This window comes from Thiofilum sp., assembly GCF_016711335.1.
Classification (GTDB): domain Bacteria; phylum Pseudomonadota; class Gammaproteobacteria; order Thiotrichales; family Thiotrichaceae; genus Thiofilum.
The window spans coordinates 3,807,492-3,833,505 of record NZ_JADJTF010000001.1 but is presented as its reverse complement, the minus strand read 5'-3'; the positions used below and the strand labels follow the sequence as shown (position 1 = coordinate 3,833,505).

24 protein-coding genes are annotated in these 26,014 nt (G+C 45.0%); 12 read left to right on the top strand and 12 right to left on the bottom strand.

Translation table 11 applies throughout. From position 1 onward, the window contains the following. Positions 1 to 98: 98 nt before the first annotated feature. Positions 99 to 1,796 (top strand): AAA family ATPase, encoded by a 1,698-nt coding sequence (locus IPL34_RS17940; protein ID WP_296842870.1) that lies wholly within the window; start codon positions 99 to 101, stop codon positions 1,794 to 1,796. Positions 1,797 to 1,838: 42 nt separating this feature from the next. On the opposite strand, the gene IPL34_RS17935 is transcribed toward IPL34_RS17940, so the two are convergent. The 5 genes from IPL34_RS17935 to IPL34_RS17915 all read right to left on the bottom strand — a co-directional run bounded on the left by IPL34_RS17935 (position 1,839) and on the right by IPL34_RS17915 (position 6,696). Next, a complete protein-coding gene (locus tag IPL34_RS17935; RefSeq protein WP_296842869.1) occupies positions 1,839 to 2,297 on the bottom strand; it encodes a hypothetical protein in 459 nt (152 codons plus the stop codon). 144 nt (positions 2,298 to 2,441) lie between these two features. Further along, positions 2,442 to 3,065 carry an HAD family phosphatase gene (locus IPL34_RS17930; RefSeq protein WP_296842868.1) on the bottom strand — a complete coding sequence of 208 codons (624 nt, stop codon included), beginning with the start codon at positions 3,063 to 3,065 and terminating at the stop codon, positions 2,442 to 2,444. A 93-nt stretch (positions 3,066 to 3,158) separates the two neighbouring features. After that, positions 3,159 to 4,088: an ABC transporter permease gene (locus IPL34_RS17925; RefSeq protein ID WP_296842867.1), complete on the bottom strand. Its 930-nt coding sequence runs from the start codon at positions 4,086 to 4,088 to the stop codon at positions 3,159 to 3,161. Then, positions 4,088 to 5,170 (bottom strand): ABC transporter permease, encoded by a 1,083-nt coding sequence (locus IPL34_RS17920; protein WP_296842866.1) that lies wholly within the window; start codon positions 5,168 to 5,170, stop codon positions 4,088 to 4,090. The genes IPL34_RS17925 and IPL34_RS17920 overlap by 1 nt, the downstream gene beginning before the upstream one ends. Beyond that, positions 5,167 to 6,696 (bottom strand): ABC transporter ATP-binding protein, encoded by a 1,530-nt coding sequence (locus tag IPL34_RS17915; protein ID WP_296842865.1) that lies wholly within the window; start codon positions 6,694 to 6,696, stop codon positions 5,167 to 5,169. Before IPL34_RS17915 ends, IPL34_RS17920 begins: the two co-directional genes overlap by 4 nt. A 175-nt stretch (positions 6,697 to 6,871) precedes the next feature. Here IPL34_RS17915 and IPL34_RS17910 point away from each other — a divergent pair, with 175 nt between their 5' ends. The 11 genes from IPL34_RS17910 (at position 6,872) to IPL34_RS17865 (ending at position 18,257) form a co-directional block, all read left to right on the top strand. Next, complete coding sequence (locus IPL34_RS17910; protein ID WP_296842864.1) at positions 6,872 to 8,014, top strand: RNA-guided endonuclease TnpB family protein; 1,143 nt, start codon at positions 6,872 to 6,874, stop codon at positions 8,012 to 8,014. Positions 8,015 to 8,310: 296 nt separating this feature from the next. Next, positions 8,311 to 8,697: a hypothetical protein gene (locus tag IPL34_RS17905; protein ID WP_296842863.1), complete on the top strand. Its 387-nt coding sequence runs from the start codon at positions 8,311 to 8,313 to the stop codon at positions 8,695 to 8,697. Positions 8,698 to 8,712: 15 nt separating this feature from the next. Next, positions 8,713 to 11,472 carry an SUMF1/EgtB/PvdO family nonheme iron enzyme gene (locus IPL34_RS17900; RefSeq protein WP_296842862.1) on the top strand — a complete coding sequence of 920 codons (2,760 nt, stop codon included), beginning with the start codon at positions 8,713 to 8,715 and terminating at the stop codon, positions 11,470 to 11,472. A gap of 19 nt (positions 11,473 to 11,491) precedes the next feature. Then, entirely contained in the window at positions 11,492 to 11,851 is a 360-nt protein-coding gene (avd, locus tag IPL34_RS17895) for a diversity-generating retroelement protein Avd (protein ID WP_296842861.1), read from the top strand. A 24-nt stretch (positions 11,852 to 11,875) separates the two neighbouring features. Beyond that, positions 11,876 to 12,043 carry an SUMF1/EgtB/PvdO family nonheme iron enzyme gene (locus IPL34_RS20775; RefSeq protein WP_366931083.1) on the top strand — a complete coding sequence of 56 codons (168 nt, stop codon included), beginning with the start codon at positions 11,876 to 11,878 and terminating at the stop codon, positions 12,041 to 12,043. Positions 12,044 to 12,162: 119 nt separating this feature from the next. Continuing rightward, positions 12,163 to 13,284, top strand: coding sequence for a reverse transcriptase domain-containing protein (locus IPL34_RS17890; RefSeq protein WP_296842860.1), 1,122 nt, complete (start codon positions 12,163 to 12,165; stop codon positions 13,282 to 13,284). After that, positions 13,281 to 15,986, top strand: a complete 2,706-nt coding sequence (locus tag IPL34_RS17885; RefSeq protein WP_296842859.1) for an SUMF1/EgtB/PvdO family nonheme iron enzyme — start codon at positions 13,281 to 13,283, stop codon at positions 15,984 to 15,986. Before IPL34_RS17890 ends, IPL34_RS17885 begins: the two co-directional genes overlap by 4 nt. A 19-nt stretch (positions 15,987 to 16,005) precedes the next feature. Beyond that, a complete protein-coding gene (locus IPL34_RS17880; RefSeq protein ID WP_296842858.1) occupies positions 16,006 to 17,076 on the top strand; it encodes a hypothetical protein in 1,071 nt (356 codons plus the stop codon). A 27-nt stretch (positions 17,077 to 17,103) separates the two neighbouring features. Further along, positions 17,104 to 17,520 (top strand): XisH family protein, encoded by a 417-nt coding sequence (locus IPL34_RS17875; protein WP_296842857.1) that lies wholly within the window; start codon positions 17,104 to 17,106, stop codon positions 17,518 to 17,520. Further along, positions 17,508 to 17,843, top strand: coding sequence for a XisI protein (locus IPL34_RS17870; protein ID WP_296842856.1), 336 nt, complete (start codon positions 17,508 to 17,510; stop codon positions 17,841 to 17,843). Before IPL34_RS17875 ends, IPL34_RS17870 begins: the two co-directional genes overlap by 13 nt. Positions 17,844 to 17,933: 90 nt before the next feature. Next, entirely contained in the window at positions 17,934 to 18,257 is a 324-nt protein-coding gene (locus IPL34_RS17865) for a hypothetical protein (protein ID WP_296842855.1), read from the top strand. A gap of 45 nt (positions 18,258 to 18,302) precedes the next feature. On the opposite strand, the gene IPL34_RS17860 is transcribed toward IPL34_RS17865, so the two are convergent. From IPL34_RS17860 to IPL34_RS17830, 7 genes are all read right to left on the bottom strand, one after another. Next, positions 18,303 to 18,833 carry a hypothetical protein gene (locus IPL34_RS17860; RefSeq protein ID WP_296842854.1) on the bottom strand — a complete coding sequence of 177 codons (531 nt, stop codon included), beginning with the start codon at positions 18,831 to 18,833 and terminating at the stop codon, positions 18,303 to 18,305. Continuing rightward, positions 18,833 to 19,192 (bottom strand): hypothetical protein, encoded by a 360-nt coding sequence (locus IPL34_RS17855; protein ID WP_296842853.1) that lies wholly within the window; start codon positions 19,190 to 19,192, stop codon positions 18,833 to 18,835. Before IPL34_RS17855 ends, IPL34_RS17860 begins: the two co-directional genes overlap by 1 nt. Positions 19,193 to 19,410: 218 nt before the next feature. Beyond that, positions 19,411 to 21,549: an acyl-CoA dehydrogenase domain-containing protein gene (locus tag IPL34_RS17850; protein WP_296842852.1), complete on the bottom strand. Its 2,139-nt coding sequence runs from the start codon at positions 21,547 to 21,549 to the stop codon at positions 19,411 to 19,413. A 9-nt stretch (positions 21,550 to 21,558) separates the two neighbouring features. After that, the gene (locus IPL34_RS17845) at positions 21,559 to 22,365 is read right to left on the bottom strand and encodes a YiiX/YebB-like N1pC/P60 family cysteine hydrolase (protein WP_296842851.1); all 807 of its coding nucleotides are present in this window, start codon (positions 22,363 to 22,365) and stop codon (positions 21,559 to 21,561) included. Between the two features lie 117 nt (positions 22,366 to 22,482). Next, positions 22,483 to 22,872 carry a hypothetical protein gene (locus tag IPL34_RS17840; RefSeq protein WP_296842850.1) on the bottom strand — a complete coding sequence of 130 codons (390 nt, stop codon included), beginning with the start codon at positions 22,870 to 22,872 and terminating at the stop codon, positions 22,483 to 22,485. Between the two features lie 98 nt (positions 22,873 to 22,970). Then, entirely contained in the window at positions 22,971 to 24,716 is a 1,746-nt protein-coding gene (gene aceK / locus IPL34_RS17835) for a bifunctional isocitrate dehydrogenase kinase/phosphatase (protein WP_296842849.1), read from the bottom strand. A gap of 228 nt (positions 24,717 to 24,944) precedes the next feature. Beyond that, positions 24,945 to 25,970 (bottom strand): folate-binding protein YgfZ, encoded by a 1,026-nt coding sequence (locus tag IPL34_RS17830; protein ID WP_296842848.1) that lies wholly within the window; start codon positions 25,968 to 25,970, stop codon positions 24,945 to 24,947. Positions 25,971 to 26,014 lie beyond the last annotated feature (44 nt).

Below are 26,014 nucleotides of genomic sequence, written 5' to 3'. Positions count from 1 at the left end.
CATAAAACTATCTGTTCAAGTAGGTTATAATGAGGGTAGTGTAGCATGATGTAGGCTTGCTACCGTGCTGATCACCTTAGCATTAGGACTAGCCAGTAATGAATCGCCATCTAAAAATCCCCTATGGTCTTAGTAACTTCAAAACAGTGATTAGTGAAGGCTATACCTATGTCGACAAGACTGCCTACATTGCCAAACTCGAACAAGCGGGTAAATACCAAATACTGCTACGTCCGCGCCGCTTCGGTAAAAGTCTGTTTATCTCCATGTTGGAGTATTACTACTCCATGGATCATCGTGATGAGTTTGACTCAATCTTTGACAACTTAGCGATTAGCAAACAGCTTACTGACTATAAAAGCTCGTATGAAATATTATTCATGGAGTTTTCTGGTATTGAAACGGCTAGTTATGAAGCTTTATACGCAGGTTTTAATGTTACTGTTCAAACCTACTTGCAAAAATTTCTAAGACGTTACCAATATCCTCAAATTACGCTTGATGAGTTAAACAATTACGCCACACCTGCCGATAAACTCAAATATGTTTTGAGTCTAGTTAGTGATCAGGGATTATATTTATTAATTGACGAATATGATCATTTTGCTAATGCAGTATTGGCTGATGATCAGTCATTATTTTTAAGCATTATGGGCAAAGGCGGGTTTGTTAGAAGTTTTTATGAGGTGATCAAGTCAGCAACTCATCGGGGTAGTATTAATCGCATTTTTATTACTGGCGTTACAGCTTTAATGCTAGATAGCCTTACCAGTGGGTTTAATATTGCTCAGAATCTGTCATTTGATAAAAACTTTAATGAAGCAATGGGGTTTACTCATCACGAAACCCTTAACTTACTTCAACCCTTAATCGAAAATTGCCAGTTAGAACCTTCAAAGTTAATGAGTGATGTGACGAATTGGTATAATGGCTACCGTTTTCACCCTCAGAGTAAGGAAGCTATATTTAATTCTGATATGGTGTTGTATTTTATTCAGGAGTTTGATAAAGAGCACTGCACTTATCCGCGTCGTATGTTAGATGATAATATTGCCTCAGATTACGGTAAAATCATGGCGTTATTTAATATCGGAGATAGAGAGGCTAATTATCAAGTACTGGATGAGCTAATTAATGAAGGGCAAGTGCCTGCTCAATATCGGCGCAAGTTTGATTTAGAAAAGGGTTTTGACCGTGATGACTTTATTAGCCTATTAGCTTATATGGGGTTTGTGACTTTACAGGGTGAAACACTGACGGGTGAGTTATTTGGTATGCCCAACCAAGTGATTCGAGAGCTATATTTTCAATATTTTAAAGTTGAGTTAGAGCGACGTAATCAGATAAAAATTTCCAGTCGTGATTTAGAATTAGCGATTCAAGCATTAGGTCTACAAGGTGAGTTGCAGCTTTTGGCTACTGAAATGCAAAAAGCACTACAATTATTATCCAATCGTGACTCGATGAAAATGGATGAGCAGCATTTAAAAACTCTTTTACTCACATTGCTGTATCAATTTCCAGTTTACTTTATTCAAAGCGAACGTGAAATGAATCGTAAATACCCTGATATTATGCTATTAGAGCGTAGCCCTTATAAAGTGAAGTTTCAACATTTGATTGAATTAAAGTATGCTAAAAAAGGTGAGGGTGAAAAAGGCTGGAAAGCTAAACAGCAAGAGGGTATTGAGCAAGTCCAAGGTTATTTACTCTTACCTGAAATAATGAGATTAAAGCACCTCAAAGCTTGGGTGGTAGTCAGTGATGGTGAACAACTAGCTTGTATATCAGTATAGTTTTTCTATTATAGTAATTAGCCTAAAAATTAATTTGCTACTTTATTTTTTGGACTGATTCGCTAAACACTGATTCCTTACCTCAGTGCGGTAATGTACCATTCGGTTTTGAATATACTGGCTAATTAAAGGTGGGTAATCGGCCTGCTGAATACAACTGTGAATATATTCTTCTAAGCGTTGCCAATCGGCTGAGTTACTACAGCCTGCTTTAGCTAAAGCAAGAGGTAAGTCTTTGTAAATGTGGTAATAAGCCATATCACGTTGACATAATAAATTACGCAAGGGATTAAGCCTTGAGCGTTCTTCACAATGCTGTAAGACCTGAGGCCAGAAGCGTGTTTGCCGAGTATAAGCTTGAATAAAGCGTTCTAGTACGTGATCTAACCATAAAGGCTGTTGAAACTCCTCTCGATGGGCACAAGCTTGCTCGGCAATACAATATTGATTACGCCAAAAACCAGCAGCCGGATGATTAGGTGCAACAGAAAAATGTTGCATAGCCTGTAATTGTGTTTGGCAAATAGAAGCATAATGTATTGATGCACTTGGAGTAAGTTTTACTGGAGCGCAACTAATACATAATAAAAGAGCAGTCACTATAATAATAGATCTGTAGTAGGGCATTTTATTGTTTTTATAATTTTAAACGGTTGTAGTAATACCTAGTAAATGTAGTTCTCGTTCACATTGTGCAGCATTTTTAAATAGAATAGTATTAAATCCTAGTGTTTTAGCACCCTCCACATTTGCTAGTACATCATCAATAAAAATACATTCATCAGCTTTAAGCTGATAAGTATCTAATAAGCAATTAAAAATTTGTGCACTAGGTTTTAAAAATTTAACCTCAGCCGACACAATCGCACCTAAAAATAAATCCCAAAAATCATACTTTGCTTTTAAATGATCTACTATTTCAAGCACATTGTCTGTTAATGCATAGGTGTTATAGCCTGCTAGTTTTACTCGCTTGACTAAATCATACATGCCATAAATGGGAATCTGAGTTTGTTTAATATAATAAAATAATACTTCAACTATATCCTCAGAAAGCTTAAATTGAGTTTGAAATTGTCTTTTAGCTTCGCTCTCTGAAAATTCGCCGCGATTATAAGTTAACCATAAATCACTTTGAAGCAGTGCCTTGGCTAGGTCTTTATCATTGTCCATTTCACCAAAAGTAAGACGTATAATTTCAATAGGCGACCATCTCACTAGAACGTTACCTATATCGAAAATGATATTTTTAATGGAAGGAGAGTTCATAGTATTCTCGATTCATTATAGTCCTTAAGAACTGCTTGCTATTGGTTGCTTTACCTAAATTTAAATCTAACTTAGGTAAAGCCTAGCAGTCAATTAACGTGAGCGATGGAAAGGCTTGCCTAATGAAACAGGCGCATAGAGTTTAATGCGATTCTGGTTCATAGATAAAAACACAAGTACTACAATCGTAGCAATATAGGGCATACTATGTAATAAATGAGCAGAAATGTTAATGCCCAAACCTTGTGCCTCAAAATTTAAAATACTCATTAAGCCGAATAAATAGGCTCCTAATAACACCCGTCCGGTTTGCCAGCTAGCAAAAACTACTAAGGCTAGAGCAATCCAACCCCGTCCGGCACTCATATTTTCAGCCCACATCGGCGTATAAGCCAGCGATAAATAAGCACCCGCTAAGCCCGTCATAGCACCACCAAACATTACCGCTAAATAGCGGGTTTTAATGACGGGTAAACCCACCGCTTCAGCCGCATGCGGATTTTCACCCACTGCTTTTACAATTAGCCCCGGACGTGACCAGCGGAAAAACCAATACACGCCTAGAAAAATAATAAAGGATAAATACACTAATAAATTTTGCCCAAACAGTATTTTACCAATGACAGGAGTATCACTTAAGCCTGCAATATTAATGGGTTCAAAGCCTTTAATCGGTTGACCTACATAACTCGCACCAATAAAAGCGGATAGCCCAATACCAAAAATAGTTAAGGCTAAACCGGTTGCTACTTGATTAGCATTTAAAGTAATCGCTATAAAACCAAATAGTAGTGACATTAATACACCCACCAGCATAGCAAGTAGGACACCAATAAATAAATTTCCAGTGGTGTAGGCAATAATAAAACCTGCTATTGCGCCCATTAGCAGCATGCCTTCTTGCCCTAGATTCAATACTCCACTTTTTTCACATACCATTTCACCAAGGGCAACTAATAATAACGGAGTTCCGGTACGCACCATTGAATAAAGTAAATTTACTATATCAAGATCAAAGTCCATTAGTTTGCTCCCCTTGCAAAATTAATTGAGATAGTTGTAGTTAGGCGATAACGAATTAAGACATCACAGGCTAATAAATAAAATAACAACATACCTTGGAAAAGTAAGGTTAAAGCGGCAGGTGTGCCTAGTTTAATTTGAGCTAGTTCACCCCCTAAATAAATCAGTGCCATTAATAAACTAGCGGCTAAAATACCCATCGGATGCAAGCGTCCTAGAAACGCGACAATAATCGCGGCATAACCATACCAGGGTGACACATTAGGAATGAGTTGCCCAATCGGACCTGTTACCTCACTCACTCCCGCTAATCCGGCTAATCCTCCACTAATCAATAATACTAACCATGTCAGTCTTTTTTCAGGATAGCCCGCAAATTTAGCGGCTTTGGCTTCCATGCCCATCACTTTCATTTGAAAACCTAAAAAACTTTTCCTCACTAAAAACCAAATTAATAGCACTGCTATTAATGCTAGTCCAAAACCAATATGCACCCGCCCATCGTCCATTAAGGTGGGTAAAGTGGCTCCGGCTGAAAACGGTGCGGATTCGGGAAAGCTATAACCATCGGGATCTTTAAGTGGACCATGCACCGCATATTGCAATAAATTCAAAGCAATATAATTGAGCATAATCGTGGTGAGAATTTCATTGGTATTAAATTGGGTTTTGAGAAAAGCGGCAATACCTGCCCAAAACATGCCAGCTAGTGCACCACAAATAATCACTAATACTAACGTCCATTTGGATTCACTCTCAGGAAATTGCAAAGCAACCGCACTGCCTACTAATGCCCCCATTAAGAGTTGCCCCTCTGCACCAATATTCCAAATATTAGCGCGATACGCGACGGCTAAACCAATCGCACACATGAGAATAGGTGAAGCTTTGACTAGCCATTCGGACACACCGTGACTATCAGCTAGAGGTGCGATTAAAAAGGTATGCAAGGCGGTTAAAGGGTTATAGCCCAAGGCGACAAATAAAATCGCTCCAGTAATCAGAGTCAATAAACCTGCTAACACCGGCGATAAATACACCATGAGCGTGGATGGCTCACGGCGGGGTTGTAGCTTAATCATACGAGAGCCTCATCAGTATTAAATACCCCAGCCATCCATTGTCCGACCTCATCGATAGTCGTCTGGGCGGTAGGCTTGAAGGGGGATAGTTGTCCATCAAAAATCGCCCCCATACGATCTGAGATTTGGAATAATTCATCAGTATCTTCAGAGATGACCAAAATCGCCGCGCCTTGATCGCGTAAATGAATCAGTGCTTGGTGGATTGCGGTTGCCGCGCCAATATCTACCCCCCATGTCGGATGAGACGCCACCAGTAATTGCGGTCTTTGTAGGATTTCGCGCCCAATAATAAATTTTTGCAGATTGCCACCGGAAAGGCTGGCGGCGTGAGCTTGAGCATTCGGGGTTTTGACTTTGTAGTCTTGAATAATTTGCTCGGCAAAATGTTTGGTTTTGCTAGACAGCACCATACCGCCTTTGACTAAGCCATGTAAAAAGCCTGTCAATAAGCCATTTTCAGTCAAAGTCATATCGGGCACTGCACCACGCCCTAGGCGATCTTCCGGGACAAATGCCATGCCTAATTGACGCCGTTCGGTGGGATTGAGATGACCGACTGCGCCACTTGGGAAGCGAATACTTTCTTTATTTTTAGTCAGGGTTTCGCCGCTTAAAGCTGCGAGTAGTTCCTCTTGACCATTGCCTGCGACTCCGGCAATACCGACAATTTCACCGCGTCGCACCTGTAGGGAAATATTTTTCAGCGAAGTACCAAAGGGATCATGTGCAGTTTGATTAAGATTAGTCAGCGTTAAAAAAACCTCGCCACCTTGTTTTTTCTCATAGGTATTCGAGACAGGCGTTTCATCGCCCACCATCATTTTAGCCATGCTGAGGGTGCTTTCTTGCGCGGGAATACATTCACCCGAAACGCGACCGCCGCGTAGGATGGTGGCTTCGTGGCATAGCTCTTTTACTTCGTACAGTTTGTGACTAATAAATAAAATGCTGCACCCCTCGGAGGCGAGTTGTTTAAGCGTAATAAATAGGGTTTTGACTTCTTGTGGTGTGAGGACTGAGGTGGGTTCATCGAGGATAAGCAGTTTAATATTTTGTACTAGGCAACGCACAATCTCGACGCGCTGGCGTTCCCCAATCGAGAGCGAATGCACCGGACGATGCGGTTCTAGCGCCATGCCATAACGTTGTGAAATGGTGCTAATACGTTCGGGTAGCGTCTTTATATCACCTGCTTGATCACCTAAAGCGAGAGCAATATTTTCACTCACGGTTAGGGTTTCAAACAGGGAAAAGTGTTGAAACACCATGCCTATACCGAGGCTACGTGCTTGGGCGGGGTCACGGATTTGGATGGGTTGACCTTCCCAGATAATCGTTCCGGCGTCGGGTTTGACGACTCCGTAGATAATTTTCATCAGGGTGCTTTTGCCTGCACCATTTTCGCCCAAGAGCGCATGTATTTCGCCCGGTAAAATGGACAGGTGAATATCGTCATTGGCAAGCGTTCCGGGGTATTGTTTGCGAATACCCTGTAGCTCTAAACGTGCAGTGGTGGCAGTCATACGCACTCCCAAGGATAAAGGGTTTAAAACAGTTACTATAAAGCCTATTCAAATCTACCCATTAATGTTCATTTTGAACAGATTCCAAAATAATCCGTTACTGTTTATCCGTGAATAGTAGCAGCAAACGCATTCTTGACTAGACAACTATCGGGCGGTATTGCATTCTTTAGCCATGATCATCAGCCACAAAATCCGCCTTGATCCCAACAACCAGCAAGCCACGTACTTTGCCAAAGCCGCAGGCACGGCACGGTTTGCCTACAACTGGGCATTGGCAGAATGGCAAAGGCAATACGCGGCATGGAAGGACGATAATACCCAGCCCAAACCCAACCAAATGAGCTTGCGCCGCCAATTGAACGCCATCAAGCGTGAACAATTCCCGTGGATGCTCGAAGTCACTAAAAACGCCCCGCAAATGGCGATTGTCCAACTGGGGCAAGCCTTCAACCACTTCTTTGCGGGACGTGCGAAGTACCCACAATTTAAAAGGAAGGGCAAAAGCCGTGACAGTTTCACCCTCACCAATGACCAGTTTAGTCTAGATACCCGCCATATCCGCATTCCTAATCTAGGGTTAGTGCGGATACGAGAAACGTTACGCTTTTCCGGTAAAATCCTCTCCGCCACGATTTCCCGTACTGCTGACCACTGGTTCGCCAGCCTCACCGTGGACACCGACCAGAATCACCTCTCTCCCGCCGAAAACCAAGGTGTGGTAGGGGTGGATTTGGGCGTGTCCGCACTGGCAACCCTCTCTACGGGGGAAAAAGTGGTGGGGACAAAGCCGCATAAAGCCTTACTGTCGCGCCTACAACGCCTATCCCGTAGCCTGTCCCGTAAGGTCAAAGGCAGTGCTAACCGCCACAAGGCGAAACAGAAACTGGCTAAACTCCATGCCAGAATAGCTCGTATCCGTCAAGACAGCTTACATCAACTCACTACGGATTTAACCCGTCGTTTCCACACCCTAGGTATTGAGGATTTGAATGTGTCGGGCATGGTGAAAAACCGCCATTTGTCCCGTGCCATTAGTGACAGGGGCTTTTTCGAGTTTCGGCGGCAATTGGAATACAAGGCGGCCATGCGCGGCGGTGTGGTCGTTGTGGCGGATCGGTTCTTTGCCAGCAGCAAGACCTGTTCCACTCCAGAATGTGGGTATAAAGTGGACAAACTTCCGCTGTCAGTACGTGAATGGACTTGCCCCGTGTGTGGTGCAATCCATGACCGGGACGTGAATGCGGCTATTAACTTAGCCCACTACGCCGTGAGTTACACGGTGTCTGCCTGTGGAGGGGGAAGGCTCTGGTCTTGAGCGTAAGCCGAAGACGAAACCCGCCCCAGCGAAGCAGGAATTCAACACCATGACTACTTTTAGTGAGCTATAGGTAGATTTGGGTAGGTTTGAAATAACGGAAGAATGAAACGGATCATGGCAATGTAGTAGCAAGAATAATTCCAAGGGGTGGGGAATTGCAAAGGTTGTTAGGGGTGACGAGAGGGGAAGTATCTGACTTTTCGTAAGTTAGGGGTATTGAATGGTGTGGTTTTAGTAGCCAGTGGTGAGTTCTGTTTATATTATTGTCAATACTGACTTTACAGGAGTGTCTTATGTCGTTCTTACCTCAACTTGCCCAGCATATTCCCACCGTGGCGAATGCTTTGTTGTCTTATTTTGTATTAGGGGGAACCGATACCGCTGTGATGTTGGCACAGCAGGCGATTTCTGCGACAGGCTTGAAGGCTCAGGAGTTTTTGGAGCTAAAGGATGAGTTGCTAGAGGTGCGTGAGATTGCCGAGCAGGTGAAGGCATTGCAGGCTAATCCGCAAAATGCAGATTTGCAGAAACAATTAAGTGAGGCCTTAACACGTCATTTGGAGCAAAAGACGGCGGTGCAAGTGCAGGGCGATGTGAAAGCTGATCGAGGAGGTTTTGCTACAGCCGTTATGCAAGGCGGGACGGTGACTATTACTAATACTTTTAATGGTAAAGACTAAGCATAGGGGCTAGCTATGCCACAGGCGGATAGGGGTTCGGCAGCCGTAGGGCTGGCTTATAACAGTGTCATTCAGATTATTAACCAAACGGGACAATGTACCACTGAACAAGAGGTGCGCGAGCACGAGCAGCACTACTTACGTTTCGTCATGCAGGATTGCATGGGGCTGGAATGGCTGCGGCTGGTACGTAAACAGGACGAAAATACGCCCAGCATTGGGCTAGATTCAGTCTATACGGCTTTATTAACAAATTCGGATAGCGTTGACCAATTTCCTAAGCAATATCGTGAGGTTGAGGATGGTTTATTTATTTGGTCTGGGCGACGAGCTCACAAACAATTATCTGCTCTGGATATGTTAAATCTCAAAAATCGTCTAGTACTCACTGGTGACCCGGGTAGTGGTAAGAGTGCTTTTGTGAGTTATCTAGCTTTGTGCCTTGCGGGTGAATTGTTAGAGGATGAACGCGCCAATTTGCATACCCTAACTGCCCCTTTGCCAGATGAAAATGGTAAACCGCAAACTCGTGAAATTAAGGTGGTGGGGAGCGATAAGCCACAGAAGGAGGAGGTGCGCCAACAGTGGGAGCAGGGCGCACTAATTCCGCTGCGTTTGATTTTGCGTGACTTTGCCGCGTCGCGTTATTTTCCGCTCACTGATGCAGAGGCGCATGCGCGTTGTGTGCTGGACTTTATCCATTGGCAGTTACAGGAACAGTGCCAGCAAGACTATAGCCCGATCTTGGATGCGCGGCTACGCACGGGTGAAGTGCTGGTGATGTGGGATGGTTTAGATGAAGTACCACAAGCTGGGGAGCGGCGCAAGCGTTTACTGTCTTGCTTAGCTGCGTTTGTGAAAGCTTTTTCTGGCAATCGCTTTTTAGTGACCTGTCGTCCCTATGCTTATGCTAAACCAGAGTGGAAATTGGCAGGGTTTGCCGAGACGCATTTAGCGCCTTTTAATCAAGGACAAATGATCCGCTTCATCCAGCGCTGGTATGGCAGTGCGCGGGATTATCAGGGGGAAACAGCATCACAACGGGCGGATAAACTGCAATCCGCTGTTTTAGGTCGTCCGGCACTCACGAGGCTGGCAGAGCGTCCGTTATTGCTTAGTTTAATCGCCTATCTACATGCCAATCGGCATGAATTGCCGGAGCGTCGCGCCGATTTATACGAGCGCCTCTTGGAGTTGTTGATTGATGAATGGGAAAAAGCGCGTTTTAAGGCAGAGGATGCCGATAGAGCCTTTGCCTGTGAGCAACTGAGCCTTGCTGAATATCTACAGATGGGGCAGGACACGATTCGGTTAGTCTTAGAGCGTTTGGCGTTTAACGCTCATGCTCAACAGCAGCAAGCTATCGCGCAAGAAACGGCTGATATTGCGGCTAGTCAATTAGTGACCGAGCTACTACGTGAGGGCAGAACTGACCTAAAACCCTTGCGGCTGTGTGAATATCTGCGAGATCGGGTGGGTATTCTCTATCAGCGCGGTGGTCTCAGTGAGATGGACGCCATCTATACCTTTCCGCATCGCAGTTTTCAAGAGTATTTAGCGGCGGCTTATTTACGCCGTGAGGAAAGGGCTTTATTGGAGCGCTACAGTGCCTTTGAAGAGTGGCATGAGGTCGCCGCTCATTTGGGCAAAACTGACCCTGACCGTTGGCGTGAGGTGGTGGTGTTAGCAGGGGGCATAAAGGCACAAAAAGAGCCTGGGCAGGTATGGGCGTTATTGGATAGTTTGCATCCAGCGGAAAGTAATGATGATGCGCTACCTGAAGCATGGGGGGTACGCTTGGCTTCAGAGATCATGGCGGAAAATGTGCGCCATACTGAGCTGACTAAGCGCCAAGAGCGGATTTTTCAGCGTATTCGTTCAGCCTTACCGCAAGCCTTAAGAACGCCTCATTTGCTAGCGGTAGAGCGTGCTGCGATTGGACGCTATCTGGCAGTAATTGGCGACCCGCGTCCAGAGGTCATGACCGTGGAAGCGATGGAGTTTATACCCATTCCAGCGGGTCAGTTTTGGATGGGACAGGGAGAGCATGACCAAGAGGATGAAGAACTTTTAGCTGAAACACCCGCAGGTGAGTATGACTTAAGCTATACCTACCGATTGGCACAGTATCCGGTGACAGTGGCGCAGTTTCGGCAATTTGTGGCAGCAACGCATTTTCAGTTAGAGGATGAACGTGCTTTGCAGGGGATAGCAAATGCTCCAGTAGTGTATGTTTCACAACACGAGGCGCTGCAATTTTGCCAGTGGATGACGGAGTATTTACACAGTAAAGGACTGTTAGCGGCTGACCTATGCATCACCTTGCCGGATGAAGCCGAATGGGAAAAAGCCGCACGCGGAGGCTTGGCAAATAATCCCCATCCGCAGCGGCGTTATCCGTGGGGCAGTGAGCTGACCGATGAGCATCTGAATTATGACGGTAATATCAATCAAGTCACCACGGTAGGCATCTATGCACTGGGAGCCAGTCCGTATGGTTGTGAAGACATGGTGGGTAATGTCTGGGAGTGGACACGAAGCAAAAAAGATGCTTATCCTTATCCAGCCGTGGGGACTAAAAAGTGGTGGCAACGTACTGCAACAGAGGATAAAAGCGCCGTGTCTGTGTTGCGTGGCGGGGCGTTCTTCTTCCTTCGGAGGTACGTCCGTTGTGCTGTGCGCTTCAACAGGTGGCGGGACGGCCGTGACTTCGATGTTGGATTTCGGTGTTGCGCTGTCCCCATACCTCTGACCTCTGAAACCTCTGGACGTTGAAACTCTGAGCTGTTGGACTATGACTGAGCCTAGCACTACCCCGCCGCAACAAATGCCCATTTTCAGCAAAACATTTGACTTGTTGACGTGGTTGTTGCAAGTAACAAGGCATTTTCCAAAGATGCACCGCCATGATTTCACCAAACGTTTGTTAGATGCCGCATTTGATTTACGGGAGCATTTGGAAAACGCCAATCTACGTCGAGCAGCAGCACGACGTGATAGTTTGCAGCGAGCTGATGAAGCATTGGCAAAATTACGCTTGTATATTCGGTTGGCGGCAAAGATGGAGTGGCTTTCTCAAGGACAATACGCTCATGTCGTACCTATGCTTTCAGAAGTTGGAAAATTATTGGGTGGTTGGTTCAAAACCGCCTAAAACAGACAATGGAACTATGCCATTGTGGGGATATACCCGAAACAGCGTGCCATGTCTGTGTTGCGTGGCGGGGCGTTCAACAACAATCAGAGGAACGTCCGTTGTGCTGTGCGCAACAACAATAGGCAAGACAACCGTAACAACAATGTTGGATTTCGGTGTTGCGCTGTCCACATTGGTCGCCGGAAATAGGCTACTGCTATGGGCTGTCGCTTCGAGGCTAATGGCGGGGTGTATTCCTAGCCGTGCTGGTTACAGCCGGGTAAATAGCAACAGCCCCCCACCCTGCTGGTCTGGTAGGGGGCTTTTTTATGGCTAATATTTCGCTGCTAGGTTTGGCAAGCTGGGAAAATCTACACCGAGCATGGCAAAAAGCCAGTAAAGGTAAACGCAGTAAGGGAGAGGTAGCCGTTTTTGAGCATCAGCTAGAAGAAAATCTGTTGGCTTTGCAGACCTCATTATTAGCAGGTGAATGGCAGCCGGGAGGCTATTACAGCTTTTATGTACATGATCCTAAGCGCCGTCTGATTAGCGCTGCTCCGTTTGCAGATCGTGTAGTACACCATGCTTTGTGTAACCTGATTGAGCCAGTATTTGAGCGTAGTTTCATCGCTGATAGTTTTGCTAATAGGGTTGGCAAAGGCAATCACCGAGCGCTAGATCGTGCCCAGCAGTTGGCTCAGCGTTTTCCCTATGTATTATCACTGGATGTACGCAAGTTTTTCCCCAGCATTGATCACGCCATTCTATTAGACCAACTGTCACGAAAAGTGATTGATGATGCCGTATTGGAATTGATGAGGCGCATTCTGAAAAGTGGGGAAGGTGTTTTAAGGGAGGAGGTAGATATAGAGCCTTTTTTAGGAGATGACTTACTAGCTTTAATGCGCCCCAAGGGACTGCCAATTGGAAATTTAACTAGCCAATTTTGGGCAAATGTTTTTCTTAACCCACTAGATCATTTCATCAAGCGCACGTTGCGTTGTCAGGGTTATGTGCGTTATGTCGATGATATGCAGTTGTTTGCCGATAAAAAGGAAACATTGTGGGAATGGAAGCAACAGACAGAATTATATTTACACAAGCTACGCCTACATATTCACACAGGAGCGCATCCTAGACCAGTGACCGAAGGTTTTGGGTTTTTGGGGTTTCAAGTTTTCCCAAATCGAAGGCGTTTGAAACAACGTAAAGGCATACAGTACCAGCACAAGTTGAAAATTTTATTAGAGAAATACCAGTCTGGTGTTGCAGATGTGGACAATGTATTGGACTCAGTAATGGCTTGGAATAATCACGTAAGCTATGGCAATACTTTGGGGTTGCGCAAGCGGGTGTTTTCTACCTTGCCAGACAATGTTGCTGCCTTGGCAAGAGCGCGATACCAGCGCATTTTAGAGCGCAAACACGGTGAGGATAGGAGATTTCTATGAGTCTATGGCAAGCCCTACGTAGCTGGTTTGGGAGTTCAGCAAAGAGGGATTTACCTACCGAACCAAGCAACCTCAGAGCCAATACAGCTCCGTGGCAAGGTCGAGATTTATTTGCTAAGGATGGCGCGGTCGTGGTGGGGCAAACCCACGAGGGCACACAGATTACCGTGAATAATTGGTCGGTTTCGGAGTCTACCATTCGTCATTATGCCGCAGCCCTACGTTTACCCACTGCACAAGCCGAAGCGGTAAGCCGCGATTTTTTGAGAGATATTGAGGCTTATTACCGTTACTTACCGCTAAAAGGCATGGGTGATAATAGTGGCTTACGTCTGAGATTTCCGCTGGTGGAGTTATTTGTTCCGCTTAATGCGCGTTTGACTTTACCGCATGGTGATACTTTGACCGATGAGTTACGCAGTGCGGGACGTAAAATGAGCCAAGAGGAACAAGAACATCTTGGAAAGCGCTTAGATGATTTACGACCTGTACTTCAATTATTGATGGAGCAGGCAGTGCTCGTCATTTTGGGTGATCCGGGGTCTGGCAAAAGCACCGTCGTGCGTTTTATGGCGTATCTATTAGCAACCGGACAGGCAGCTCAACTAGGTTTGCAGGGGTATTTACCGCTATTACTGCCATTATCGGCTTACTCCGATGCTCTAGCACGTCAAACGAATTTAAGCCTGCGGCGTTTTGCGGTGGAGTATTTTAGTAGCCGTATGGACGTGGCTCATTTGGATGCTTTGCTGGATGCTCACCTAGAAAAGGGCAAAGTGTTAATCCTGCTAGATGGTCTGGATGAGGTTAAGGAAGTTAGCCAACGCAATGTGGTGGTGGATCGAGTGCAAGCGTTCCTAAGTCATTATGTGCGTATTGGCAATCGTGCGGTAATGACCAGTCGAATTATTGGCTATCGTGAAGTGCGCCCACCAGAAATTGCCGATTTGCGTGAATGTACCTTATTGGATTTTGAGCTAGAGGAAATCAAGACCTTTATTAGACGTTGGACGCAGGTGATTGAGTCTCAAGCTTATCAAGAAAAGCAGGTGGCTAGTTATGAAGCCGAGCGAGAAGCCCGTGAGTTAATTGCGGCAGTGGAGCATAACCCCGCTGTCGGTAAGCTGGCAGCTAATCCACTCTTACTCACGATGCTAGTGATTCAAAAACGGCAAGGTAGCCAATTACCGCGTCATCGAGTGATATTGTATGAGCGCTATTTAAACAGCTTACTCCACGACTGGTTGTTAGCACGCAATATTCATGCGACTACTTGCCCCTTACCTAATGAGCGGATGCTGCGGCGTATTTTGGAACCACTAGCGTGGTGGCTACAGGAAACCGTCCCCGGCAAGGGATTGGTGGCGGAAAGGGAATTGCTCGCTTGGTTACAACAACAACCTGCTTTACTCGGTGATGGTACAGATGATAAGGCACGGCAATTTATCCGTGATGTGCGTGAACATTCGGGGCTGTTAATTGATCGTGGCGGGCGTCAATTTGGCTTTCTGCATTTGACTTTTATGGAGTATCTCGCAGCCGTACACTTGGTAAACCAATTACAGCAAGAGCAGGGGCTAGATTGGGTGGTGAGTACCATAGTGTGTTATGCGGCGGTGAGTGAGTGGCGCGAGGTCTTGCTATTAGCGCTAGGGCATGTGGGTTTAAATCAAAAACAAGACATTATCATTACCAAGCTATTAGAGCGTTTATTGGCAATAAAAGAGGGGGCGGTGAAGGCGATTGCGGCGGAGGCTTTAGCGGATATTGGTGAGGAAGGGGTTAGTCCTGAAAAATGGCAACCCTTTAAAAAGCAGTTGTTACAGGAGTTACGTAACTCTGCTATACAGGCTAAGTATCGCGCTAGTATGGGACGCTCTTTGGCAGTGATCGGCGACCCGCGCCCAGAAGTCATGACGGTGGAAGCAATGGAATTTATACCCATTCCAGCGGGTAAGTTTTGGATGGGTAAGGGCGCTAATGATAAAGATGGATATGAGGATGAAACACCCGCAGGTGAGTATGACCTAAGCTATGACTATCAATTGGCAAAGTATCCCGTGACGGTGGCGCAGTTTCGGCAGTTTGTGGAAGCAACGTATTTTCAGTTAGAGGGCGACCGTGTTTTGCAGGGAATAGCGAATACTCCAGTAGTGTATGTTTCACAACACGAGGCACTGCAATTTTGCCACTGGATGACCGAGCATTTGCACCGTAAAGGACTGTTAGCGGCTGATTGGTGTATTACTTTGCCAGATGAAGTGGAATGGGAAAAAGCGGCACGCGGAGGCTTAGCAAATAACTCTCATCCACAGCGACGTTATCCGTGGGGCAATGAGCTGACCGATGAGCATTTGAACTATGCTCTGAATATTGGTCAAGTTACGACTGTTGGTGTATATCCACTGGGAGCCAGTCCGTATGGTTGTGAAGACATGGTGGGTAATGTCTGGGAGTGGACACGTAGCAAAAAAGATGATTATCCTTATCCGGCAGTGTGGACTAAAGAGTGGTGGCAACGTACCACAATAGCTGATAAAAACGCCATGTCTGTGTTGCGTGGCGGGGCGTTCTCCAACCTTCAGAGGCTCGTCCGTTGTGCTGTGCGCTACTTCAGTTGGCGAGTCAACCGTTACTTCTTTGTTGGATTTCGGTGTTGCGCTGTCCCCATACCTCTGACCTCTGAAACCTCTGGACGCTGAGACTCTGATAGGAAAAACTATGACCGACCAACCCAAAACCAAATACCTCAGCACCAAAGACATCGCCAGCAAAGCCCTACTCAAACGCATGGCAGCCGACATGGCAAACCTGCTCTTAGGACTCGACGTAGACCCCAACTCGGTCGAATTACTCGAAACCGAAAAAGAACGCATCGAACAACGCCGTGCCGACTTAGTGATCAAAGCCCGCTCCCGCCCCACGCAAGAGATCATGATTCTCCACATCGAAATCCAGAACAATAACCAAGCCATTATCCCGTGGCGCATGTTGCGCTATTATCACGATATACGCATGGAACACAGCGAGCCGTTGCAACAATACTTGCTCTACATCGGCAAAGAACGCTGCACCATGCCCAACAGCATTAGCGAACCGCATTTGTCCTATGAGTACGAGCTGGTCGACATGCACACTGTAGATTGCCAAACCCTATTGGAGCGTAACACGCCCGAAGCCTTAGTACTCGCCATACTGTGTGATTTTAAAGGTCGCCCCGCCAATGCCGTAGTACGAGAAATCGGCTCACGCTTACGACTGCTAATGGTCAATGATGATAAAGGCTTCCTCGACTATTTCAGCATGCTAGAAATCTTGGGACAAAACCGCGATTTAGAACAACAGATAAAGGAGACAAAAGAAATGTTGACTCAAGTAGATGTTTCCCGCCTACCGTCTTATCAATGGGGAAGAGAAGACACCCTAAAAGAACTCGAAGCACTCATGGCAGAAAAGGATAGTGCGTTACAAGAAAAAGAGTCAGTGATTCAGCGGACTCAAATAGTTTTGCAAGAGAAAGAGTCAGTGATTCAGCGGACTCAAATAGTCCTGCAAGAGAAAGAGTCCGTGATTCAGCAGACTCAAATAGTCTTGCAAGAGAAGGAATCTGTGATTCAGCAGAAAGATTTATTGCTGGAGCAAAGCCAAAAAGAAAAGCAGCAGCAAACTTTAAAACTGATCAAAAAAATGCACCTAGCGGGAATGAGTGCCAGTGTAATAGCCGAGCTATTAGAAGTGCCTCAGAATGAGGTGGAGGAGCAATTACGCCAAATAGCGATCAATAAAAACTAGGATAGATTACTTTGTCAAGGAATATCAATGCCAGCTAAAGACCTATACCACGAAGCTGTCAAACAAGCACTCATTAAGGATGGTTGGACAGTCACCAATGACCCCCTGCATATACGCTATGGTGGCTTTGATTTCTACATCGACTTTGGTGCAGAAGACCTACTAGGTGCAAGTAAAAACGGACAAAAAATTGCAGTAGAGGTCAAAACCTTTTTAGGGACATCAGCCTTGCGAGAACTGCATGTAACAGTGGGGCAATTATTAAACTATCGTTTAGTACTAGCTGAGTCTGACCCAGAACGACACTTGTACTTAGCTATACCCGAGTATATTTATGACACCCTATTTGAAACACCTTTTGGTAAACTAGTACTAGAAAAACACCATATCAAATTGATCGTATTTGATGAACAGCAAGAGGTAATCACCCAATGGCTGAGCTAATTGATGACCACACTACCGTTAAACAACTACTAGAACGTATTGCCCATATTCCCTCTGCTACAGGCGACATAGAGTTAGGCACTATTTTTGATGATAAACAACACCGTTATCAAGTGATTGCACAAGGCTGGCAAGGGAAAAGGCGTACCCACGGTTGCTTAATTCATATTGATATAAAAGGTGAAAAAATATGGCTACAGCACGACAGTACGGATGCCAATATTGCGGAGTCATTGATAGAGCATGGTATTCCTAAAGAGCGGATTGTATTAGGTTTTCTACCTGAGTCAGTACGCCCCTATACAGGCTTTGCGGTTAATTAAACTCAAAAAGGCTTTCTCGACTATTTCAGCATGCTAGAAATCTTGGGACAAAACCGCGATTTAGAACAACAAATAAAGGAGACCAAAGAAATGTTGACTCAAGTAGATGTCTCACGCCTACCTTCCTATCAATGGGGACGCAAGGACACCCTAAAAGAACTCGAAGCACTCATGGCAGAAAAGGATAGTGTGTTACAAGAAAAAGAGTCCGTGATTCAGCAGAAGGATTCGGTGATTCAGCAAAAAGACCTATTACTGGAACAAAGCCAAAAAGAAAAGCAGCAGCAAACTTTAAAACTGATCAAGAAAATGCACCTATCGGGAATGAGTGCCACTGTGATAGCTGAGTTATTAGAAGTGCCTCAGAATGAGGTGGAGGAGCAATTACGCCAAATAGCGATCAATAAAAACTAGGAAGAAGCTAAGCTAAAGGCTAGGGCGAAGCATCAGCTACTAAAATCACAGCACCGGATCAGAAGGAAAACGTAAGCTCGAAAAAGCTCTACCTGCTTGAATAGCTTGTTGTTCAATCACTTGAGCCGATTCAATCAAACCTTGCTGCTCTAAAAAGCGTAAAAACGCACGAGTACTCACCTTGTGGCAACTGTCAGGCAAAATAAAGCTGGTTTTAGCAATCTTATGATCTTCAAATAAAAATACCCCTTTAGGTGCAGGCACTTGTAGCGCAAAATCGGTCATTACCTCCTGAATGGCTAACTCCCCTAAATGATTTTTACGCGGTATCGCTCCTGTACTTAAAGCAGCTTGATAACGCTGATAAACCTGTGTCTGAGCTATAGTGATCTGGCGGTGTTTTACCCAATCCGCAATTTTTTGACTACTGGGGGTGAGATGGCGGGTCACTTCATATAACACCATATCCACCATTTGTACCCCCCACCTAGGCAGCAATAAGGTATCTAAAGCATCCGCATAAGCCAGCGTGATCAAAGGTCCCGCGTCAGCAATCAAAATGATAGGATGGCTCATTAATGCTGCGTCCCAATCATGAGCTGATTCAGTGACTCCACCATGCTTTGAGTCATGGCTTCAGGTAAGCGCGGCATAGGTAAACGAGCCTGTGCCAAGAGCAGAAATAAATCCTCCTCACCCGCCAAACCTAACGCAGATTGCGCAGTATCGCTATCTAAGCGCCCCAAGGAAAAGCTTAATAAGATGGAGTAATTTTGGTTATGTGTTTGTTCTGCTGCCTCAAAGGTTTCGACTAAGTGACGCAACTCGGCATTAAACAGAGCATTGACAGAGGTATCATGTTTAGCGGCAATAATTTTAGCGCGTCTTAATAAATCACGATCTACAGAGCTGGTAAAATTGACAGTGGTAGACATAGCTATTCCTCTTTAACACATAAATCAGTGTAGCACTGAATAAAGTGTAGTACGGTCTATTGGGTTTGGGAAGGGGGGAGCTTATGCAGAGAGGGGATGTTTTATGGGATCTTGGGGGGTACAAAAGAATTGTCCCGAACTAACTATTAGCATCGCAAGAATGCCAATAGGCAATTTTTTATCTTGGCGGGCGCTGCATCCTTGATTTGCGCCTGAGTTTAGTCTGAATCCTGAGCATTGAGGGTTTGTTCCAGTTGGCGTTGGGTTTGGCGTAGGCGCTCAATACTGATTTGTGGTAATAAATGCAAAGTACTCGCTTCTTCAATCCATTCATGAAGAGTATGGGTTTTTAATTTGCCTTGTTTCACCAGACGGCGCAGTTGATGAAAATCGGGGGCGGTGATCATGGCTTGTTCGAGTGCATGATCGAGTCTAGTCAATTCATTAGGATGATTATCCGTACCCAAATAAATCCCCGCTGTAACCCGCTCACGCGTAGTTGAGGGTTCGAGGGCTAATTGCGCCACTGCATGAATGAGATGCGGATTAGGAGGACTAAACGGCTTGCCATAGGGAAACATTACCGTGCGCAGCGTTTTAGTCAGCCAAGGACGCGGCAAAGTATGAAACACCGCCAGCATAGCCTGTTGAGCGCGGTGCATGGCTAGTGTGCACGCATACTCCATTAAGGGTTTATCGGTTTCCGGTTCGCCTTGTTCAGCATAATGTTTGAGAGTCGCTAGGCATAAATAAAGATTGGCAATAATGTCCGCCATACGCCCCGATAGGCTTTCATGTTGGAGTAGATTACCGCCTAAAGACATCACCACATAATCCACTAAAAGCACAAAATGACGGCTCAGTCGATTTAATTGGCGATAATAGCGGCGGGTACTAGGGCTACCTTGCCCATGAAAAATATTATTGGTTAAACCTGAGCTAATGCTTTGGCGCAAGTGCCGTGCGATTTGCCCTAAGTGTTGAGTCAGTACTTGATCAAATTGGGGTAGGTCTTTATTCAGTGCGCTGCGAATTTCGGCTAATAGTTGTGGGTGGCATTGCAAAGTTCCCTGCCCAAATACTAATAGCGAGCGTAGCAGTAAGTCATTGCCCTCTAGGTTTAAATAATAAGGTAGTTTTTCATACACCTGAGCCAGATAAGCACTCGGTAAAGCGGGGGCTTGATTACTGACAATATCTAGACTATCTAAAATCACTTGGCGCAAGCGTTCAGTGAGCTGGTATTTAACTAGGGCACTAATCAATAGGGGGCGTTGTCCCTGATCAAAAGCGGTGGCGGTTAAAATACGTGCTGCGTCCATGAGGTAAGTATTACCCATGATCCGCGCTAATAGTTCTTCAATGCCTTGGTAGTAACCTAGTGGCATACCTAATTGTTGGCGTAGTTTGGCATAGGCTCCGGTATAGCGTGCCGTGTATTTAGCCATACCTACCGCTAATGCGGGCAGACCTAAACCGCGTCCGGTTAAAGTATCTAACAACATACTTTCACCTTGACCAATCAGTATTTCTCCTCCTAATAGCTGCTCTAGTGTTAAGAGCACACCTTCATCACTAAGGGGTTGTAAGGTACTTAAAGGGCACAGTAGCAAAGTTAGCCCAGAGCGCATGGGTTGCTGGAGTAATTGATGGGGGTCTTGTAGATGCACTACTAATCCCACTAAGGTTTGAGGTTTAAGCGCTTGGAGTACTGGGGTAGGCAAATGTAGCTGAATGCGTAGCTGTTGATTAACCCTCAGCACGCTAGCGTGAGTAATAGGATTATATAAGCTATTACTGCCTTGTGAGGCGGATAATAATTGTGTTTCCCAATGACCCGCAGCGATTTGAGGTAGGTAGAGTGCTTGTTGCTCGGTTGTACCGTAACGCTGAATTAATTCACTAAGACCGCTATTCGCCCGCCAAATGGCTAAAGCAGTTGCTTGGTGGCAACTGGCTAATTTCAGTAAGACTTGGGAATAAGCTAAGGCTGAAAAGCCCATGCCTTGGTATTGGGTAGGAATCAATAGCCCAAAACAACCCTCTTGGCGCACTCTATCTTGTAGGGTAGTGGGCAATTGTTCAAAGGCAGTCGTAGTATAAGGGCTGAGTTGCTGGCAAAGATGCTGAATAGTATTTTCTAAAAACAGACGTTCATGCGGCATGAGCTGGGTAAATGCTAAAGCTTGCAGGCGCTTCCAATTAGGTTTACCAGAAAAGATAGCAATGTCCCAACTTTCGGGATCGGGTTCAGGATGATTGAGTAAATCCGGCTCGGTGAGACGCAATTGACGACGCATAAAGTGCATCACCGGACGACTAAAATAGCGTTGGCGTAAAGAGATAAATCGAGACATATTAACCTCCTACTCTTGATGCCACGGTAAGGTACGGTATACCGGTTCTTTGCTAGCGTTCCAAGCCGGATATTTAATTACATTAAAATACGGTGAATAGTCAAAATCACTCGGTGTGATAAGGCGAAAATTACGCTCATATAAGCGCACTTGTTCATTCTGCTCATTTTTCACAACTGGCAATATGGGGTAGCGTACTTGTTGAAAGCAACGCGCAATCATACTAGAGCACACGATATGGGTGGGATTACCCGCATTATGCTGAAATAAAGACGAGCGCCAGCGCCGTGGCAAAATAGCATAAGGAAACATAAAGCGAGCTAAATCCAGCAATTGACGAATATCGTAATCTAGCCCCAAATGCTCAATGGCAAAATTCACTACTTTATCTGCATCACTCCAGGTTAATCCCGCTGGGCGACAAATACGTAGGTGCTCATGCTTATATTTGGTCAAAGGATTAACAATCGTGCCTTTACCTAATAAAGACTCTACCACTAGCGGTTCATTGGGATCGCCTTGATAAAACTCTGCTAAACGAGCGCGTGCTATAGGGTCACGTATATCATTAATCCGACCTACATAGAGCGCTGCATGTGTCCATGGGGATAAAACTATGGTTTGAATCACACGGCTCACACGCGTTTGACCGGCAAATAAAATCACATCCGCAGGGCGCACTTCACGCTCTAAGAAATCGAAATCGGTTAAAGCACTTAAATCTTGTCGGTTGGGTTCGGTATTCAGCCACGTAATACCTTTATTCCATAGCCAATCACGGTAAGAGGTGATTTGACGGCGCACCTTAGTCAACATAAGCAGTTCTCCTCTAGGATGCTATTAGTATGGTAGCGCAGAAATAGCGCAGTGCTGAATAACCGACTAGAGGCTGTTGGGATTAACCGAAAAGTAGAGTGAGTGGCTGGGAGATGGCTAAATAAAGCCATGGACTTCGATTTGTAAATGCTGCTGCTTTTCTTTAGCCGGAAATAACAAAGTGTGCTCAGAGGGTAGTTCAGTACCTAATTTATAGGGGGCGCGGCTGTCATAACAATGCTTTTGATTAAATTCAGTAAAATCGATAGTAAAAGTAGTGCCTACCGGATGGCGCAATAAAGCATCGACTAAGGGCATTTCGCGCACATATTCTGCTTGAAAAGATGAGGTTTGTTCCGCGATATTGAACACAATACGCGCACTAATTTGGCGAAAGTGTTGCTTTTCGTCCTTGATTTGCCAAGTGTACTGCCAAATTTGTTGTTGTTCTGATTTAGTGGGCAATGGCTCACGTTTAAATTGAGTAATAGTTATAGTTTTTATCATGGTTCTGCTACCCAAAAGTGCTATAGCGCCACTATAGCACGCCTACTGCGAGGTGTCCGCGCCCGTCAGTCAAGTGGTATTAACCAGCTGTGTAGGTCTCAACGTTTAAAGCGAATATGGGTAGAGTAAGGAAATACATCTTCATAAATACCACGTTTAATATTTTCTTGCTTTTGTTGCCAATAACGATAATCCAATAAATCTTTATGATGCTTTAAAAAGATTTTACGAATTTTAGGATTGGTTAATAAAAACGTACCAAATTCTTCTGGAAAGACATCATTGGGTGCAACAGAATACCAAGGCTCACTGCTAAACTCATCTTCAGGAAAACGTGGAGGCGGAATTTTACGGAAATTACATTCGGTCATATAACTAATTTCATCATAGTCATAAAACACCACGCGCCCTAAAGGAGTAACTCCAAAGTTTTTATACAAGAAATCACCGGGGAAGATATTAGCTCCTGCTAGTTGCTTAATAGCATCACCGTAGTCTTTGATTAAATGCTCTAGTTCAGCATCCGTCGCTTTTTCTAAATAAATATTGAGTGGAGTCATACGGCGCTCAATATACATATGCTTAAACACTACCGCACCCTCTGGCGTTTCAATAATACTGCTAGCACAAGTATCATGAAGCTCTTGTAATAAAGCCGGATCAAAACGTGCTTTGGGGAGTGATACATCCGAATATTCCAACATATCCGCCATACGCCCCACCCGATCATGACGCTTTACTAGCTGGTATTTTTCGGCAACGACTTGACGGGTAAATTCTTTTTGGGGAGCAAATTTATCTTTAATAATTTTAAATACATAGGAATAAGAGGGCAGGGTAAAGACCATCATGACCATCCCACGAATCCCCGGCGCTATCACTAATTCATCACTAGAGTGACGTAAATGATGGAGAAAATCACGGTAGAAATCCGATTTACCTTGTTTGTGTAAACCAATGGCAGAATACAGTTCAGAGCGATTGGCATCAGGCAAAATATGCTGTAGGAAATTCACAATCGCCGAGGGAACTTGATGTTCCACCATAAAATAGGCTTGCGAGTAACTAAAAACTAAGGATAGTTCTTTTTCACCAAATAATAAGGTGTCAATATAAAGCCCACCTTGTTCATTATTCAAAATGGGTAGGGCAAAGCCTACTTCCTCACGCCCATTAATCATACGCCCCACAATATAAGCCCCTTTGTTTCTAAAAAAAGGATGGCGAATAACTTGCAGTTGAAAGTTTAAGGCGGTTTTACGTTTGTTTTTATTCGGAAATAGTTTAATAATGCGTTTATAAATATTGCGAATGTCACGGTCGAGGTTTTCAAAGGGTATTTTAAAGCCACTGTCTTGAATGATCTGGATGATACTATTTTTCAGTCCTACTGTATTAGGGTAGTAGCAACGATAACTAGGTAAGTCCCCTTGAATATAGTTAGTTGAAATACCATTGCGTAGAAAAATAAATTCATTGGTATAGAATTCACGCGGGAATTGATGACAAAAAACCGAGGTATAAAAGGTTTCTGCTAGTTCTGGTTGGCGATGATTCGAGGTCAAGCGCATATAGCACAGTTTAATAGCTTTCCATAAACCTTGATCGAGGTTACGAATGCCGTATAGCTCTTTGACTAGACCAATGGTTTCTTCCACACGATGATCATAGAGCACGATGCGCTCGCGTGAGGCGAGTTGTACTTGGCGCCAATCGGCTTGCTCAAAGCGTTCGCGTGCACCGGAGGTAATCGATTGAAAGATTTCAAAGTGACGATTAAAACCACGCAAAATGGTAGTGGCAATCTCTTGAGCGAGTGGTTGGTAAGGTTGAGTTGTCATCATTAATGCCTAGTGAGAGTCGCAATAGTGCGCAGCATGGTACTTGATTAGGCAGGTTGTCGACAATACAACTAAAGTGCTGAATAAGTGGTGGGACTAATGCAGGGGCAAACCTACGTGTTTGCCCTAGGCAGGAGCACGGGTATAAGGGTAAACCTAAGCCTTTGCCCTAGGCAAGGAGTGTAGGTAGAAACATAGACACCTACATAAGCCATAAAACGGTTCAGTGTGCTAATCCTCCTCAAACGCATAAGGCAAGGGCAATACCTGCACCGCTTTACCCTCTAAGGACAAAGGCTCGGTGACTTGAGCAATTTTCATCACCGCCAGCACTTCTACACGGCTATCGGGATTCAGTGCCGCATTCAGCACTTGACCCGCTTCGGGTTCGGTAGGACTACTAATCACTGCGCCCACAGCGGGCAGGTGAAAGCTATCCACGCTTAAGCGATAGAGTTGACGCTTGTTTTTGCCTAAGTATTTGAGGCGTGCTACGATTTCCTGTCCGGGGTAGCATCCCTTGGTAAAGCTCACTCCATTAATCAATTGCAAATTCAACATTTGCGGGACCCAAGCATCACTACTCGCCAGTGTGACATGCGGAATCCCTGCTGCAATTTCAAAATAATCCCACACCTCAAAAGTCACAGCCGCTGCGTGTACACTTAAAGATTCCCACAGCTTTTGACTGTCGTCCAACTGACCATAAATCTCAAAGCGCGGTACTTCAGCCGCACGGCGTATAATCGTGAGTTGATTAATTTGCAGTACTTGGTCTACTTCAGTGGGGTATTGCCCTAAAATGGCTTGTAGTCGTTGTTCGCCTTGTGGATCCGCATAGCCAAAATGCACAAAGCTATCGTGAGCATCGATCAAGGACACATCTGAGCGCATCACGAACATACGTAAGCGTTTTAACATCGGCTCGACTAGATCAGAGGCAACAGCGAGATAAAGAGTGCCTTCACGCTCAAATACCTGAAAGGTGGCTAAAGCGCGACCCTTAGGGGTGCAATAAGCAGCGGGAACCGTCTTTGAAGGGCTAACGGCATTAAGATCGGCACTCAGTTGGCCTTGTAAAAAAGTACGCGCATCTTTGCCATTGACCGCAATCAATCCTTGATGGGATAGATCGCATAAAATAGCACCTTGGGGTGGAATGCTGCGTTCACGTTCAGGATTGCCAAATGAGAGTAATTTGCCTGCCTCGAATTCGGCTCCGTGATGAGTAAGGAATTGGCGCCAGCTTGCTTTCATAAGGAAACTCCTAGACAAAATAAATCAGGTTGATCAACAAGATA

Bases quoted from the DNA above. Each gene is read 5' to 3' on its own strand.
- IPL34_RS17910 (WP_296842864.1), top strand. From the start codon at position 6,872: ATGATCATCAGCCACAAAATCCGCCTTGATCCCAACAACCAGCAAGCC.
- IPL34_RS17850 (WP_296842852.1), bottom strand. From the start codon at position 21,549: ATGTCTCGATTTATCTCTTTACGCCAACGCTATTTTAGTCGTCCGGTG.
- IPL34_RS17890 (WP_296842860.1), top strand. From the start codon at position 12,163: ATGGCTAATATTTCGCTGCTAGGTTTGGCAAGCTGGGAAAATCTACAC.
- IPL34_RS17845 (WP_296842851.1), bottom strand. From the start codon at position 22,365: ATGTTGACTAAGGTGCGCCGTCAAATCACCTCTTACCGTGATTGGCTA.
- IPL34_RS17930 (WP_296842868.1), bottom strand. From the start codon at position 3,065: ATGAACTCTCCTTCCATTAAAAATATCATTTTCGATATAGGTAACGTT.
- IPL34_RS17865 (WP_296842855.1), top strand. From the start codon at position 17,934: ATGTTGACTCAAGTAGATGTCTCACGCCTACCTTCCTATCAATGGGGA.
- IPL34_RS17925 (WP_296842867.1), bottom strand. From the start codon at position 4,088: ATGGACTTTGATCTTGATATAGTAAATTTACTTTATTCAATGGTGCGT.
- IPL34_RS17920 (WP_296842866.1), bottom strand. From the start codon at position 5,170: ATGATTAAGCTACAACCCCGCCGTGAGCCATCCACGCTCATGGTGTAT.
- IPL34_RS17870 (WP_296842856.1), top strand. From the start codon at position 17,508: ATGGCTGAGCTAATTGATGACCACACTACCGTTAAACAACTACTAGAA.
- aceK (WP_296842849.1), bottom strand. From the start codon at position 24,716: ATGATGACAACTCAACCTTACCAACCACTCGCTCAAGAGATTGCCACT.
- IPL34_RS17940 (WP_296842870.1), top strand. From the start codon at position 99: ATGAATCGCCATCTAAAAATCCCCTATGGTCTTAGTAACTTCAAAACA.
- IPL34_RS17880 (WP_296842858.1), top strand. From the start codon at position 16,006: ATGACCGACCAACCCAAAACCAAATACCTCAGCACCAAAGACATCGCC.
- IPL34_RS17915 (WP_296842865.1), bottom strand. From the start codon at position 6,696: ATGACTGCCACCACTGCACGTTTAGAGCTACAGGGTATTCGCAAACAA.
- IPL34_RS17860 (WP_296842854.1), bottom strand. From the start codon at position 18,833: ATGAGCCATCCTATCATTTTGATTGCTGACGCGGGACCTTTGATCACG.
- IPL34_RS17830 (WP_296842848.1), bottom strand. From the start codon at position 25,970: ATGAAAGCAAGCTGGCGCCAATTCCTTACTCATCACGGAGCCGAATTC.
- IPL34_RS17840 (WP_296842850.1), bottom strand. From the start codon at position 22,872: ATGATAAAAACTATAACTATTACTCAATTTAAACGTGAGCCATTGCCC.
- IPL34_RS17885 (WP_296842859.1), top strand. From the start codon at position 13,281: ATGAGTCTATGGCAAGCCCTACGTAGCTGGTTTGGGAGTTCAGCAAAG.
- IPL34_RS17935 (WP_296842869.1), bottom strand. From the start codon at position 2,297: ATGCAACATTTTTCTGTTGCACCTAATCATCCGGCTGCTGGTTTTTGG.
- IPL34_RS17905 (WP_296842863.1), top strand. From the start codon at position 8,311: ATGTCGTTCTTACCTCAACTTGCCCAGCATATTCCCACCGTGGCGAAT.
- IPL34_RS17875 (WP_296842857.1), top strand. From the start codon at position 17,104: ATGCCAGCTAAAGACCTATACCACGAAGCTGTCAAACAAGCACTCATT.
- IPL34_RS17900 (WP_296842862.1), top strand. From the start codon at position 8,713: ATGCCACAGGCGGATAGGGGTTCGGCAGCCGTAGGGCTGGCTTATAAC.
- avd (WP_296842861.1), top strand. From the start codon at position 11,492: ATGACTGAGCCTAGCACTACCCCGCCGCAACAAATGCCCATTTTCAGC.
- IPL34_RS17855 (WP_296842853.1), bottom strand. From the start codon at position 19,192: ATGTCTACCACTGTCAATTTTACCAGCTCTGTAGATCGTGATTTATTA.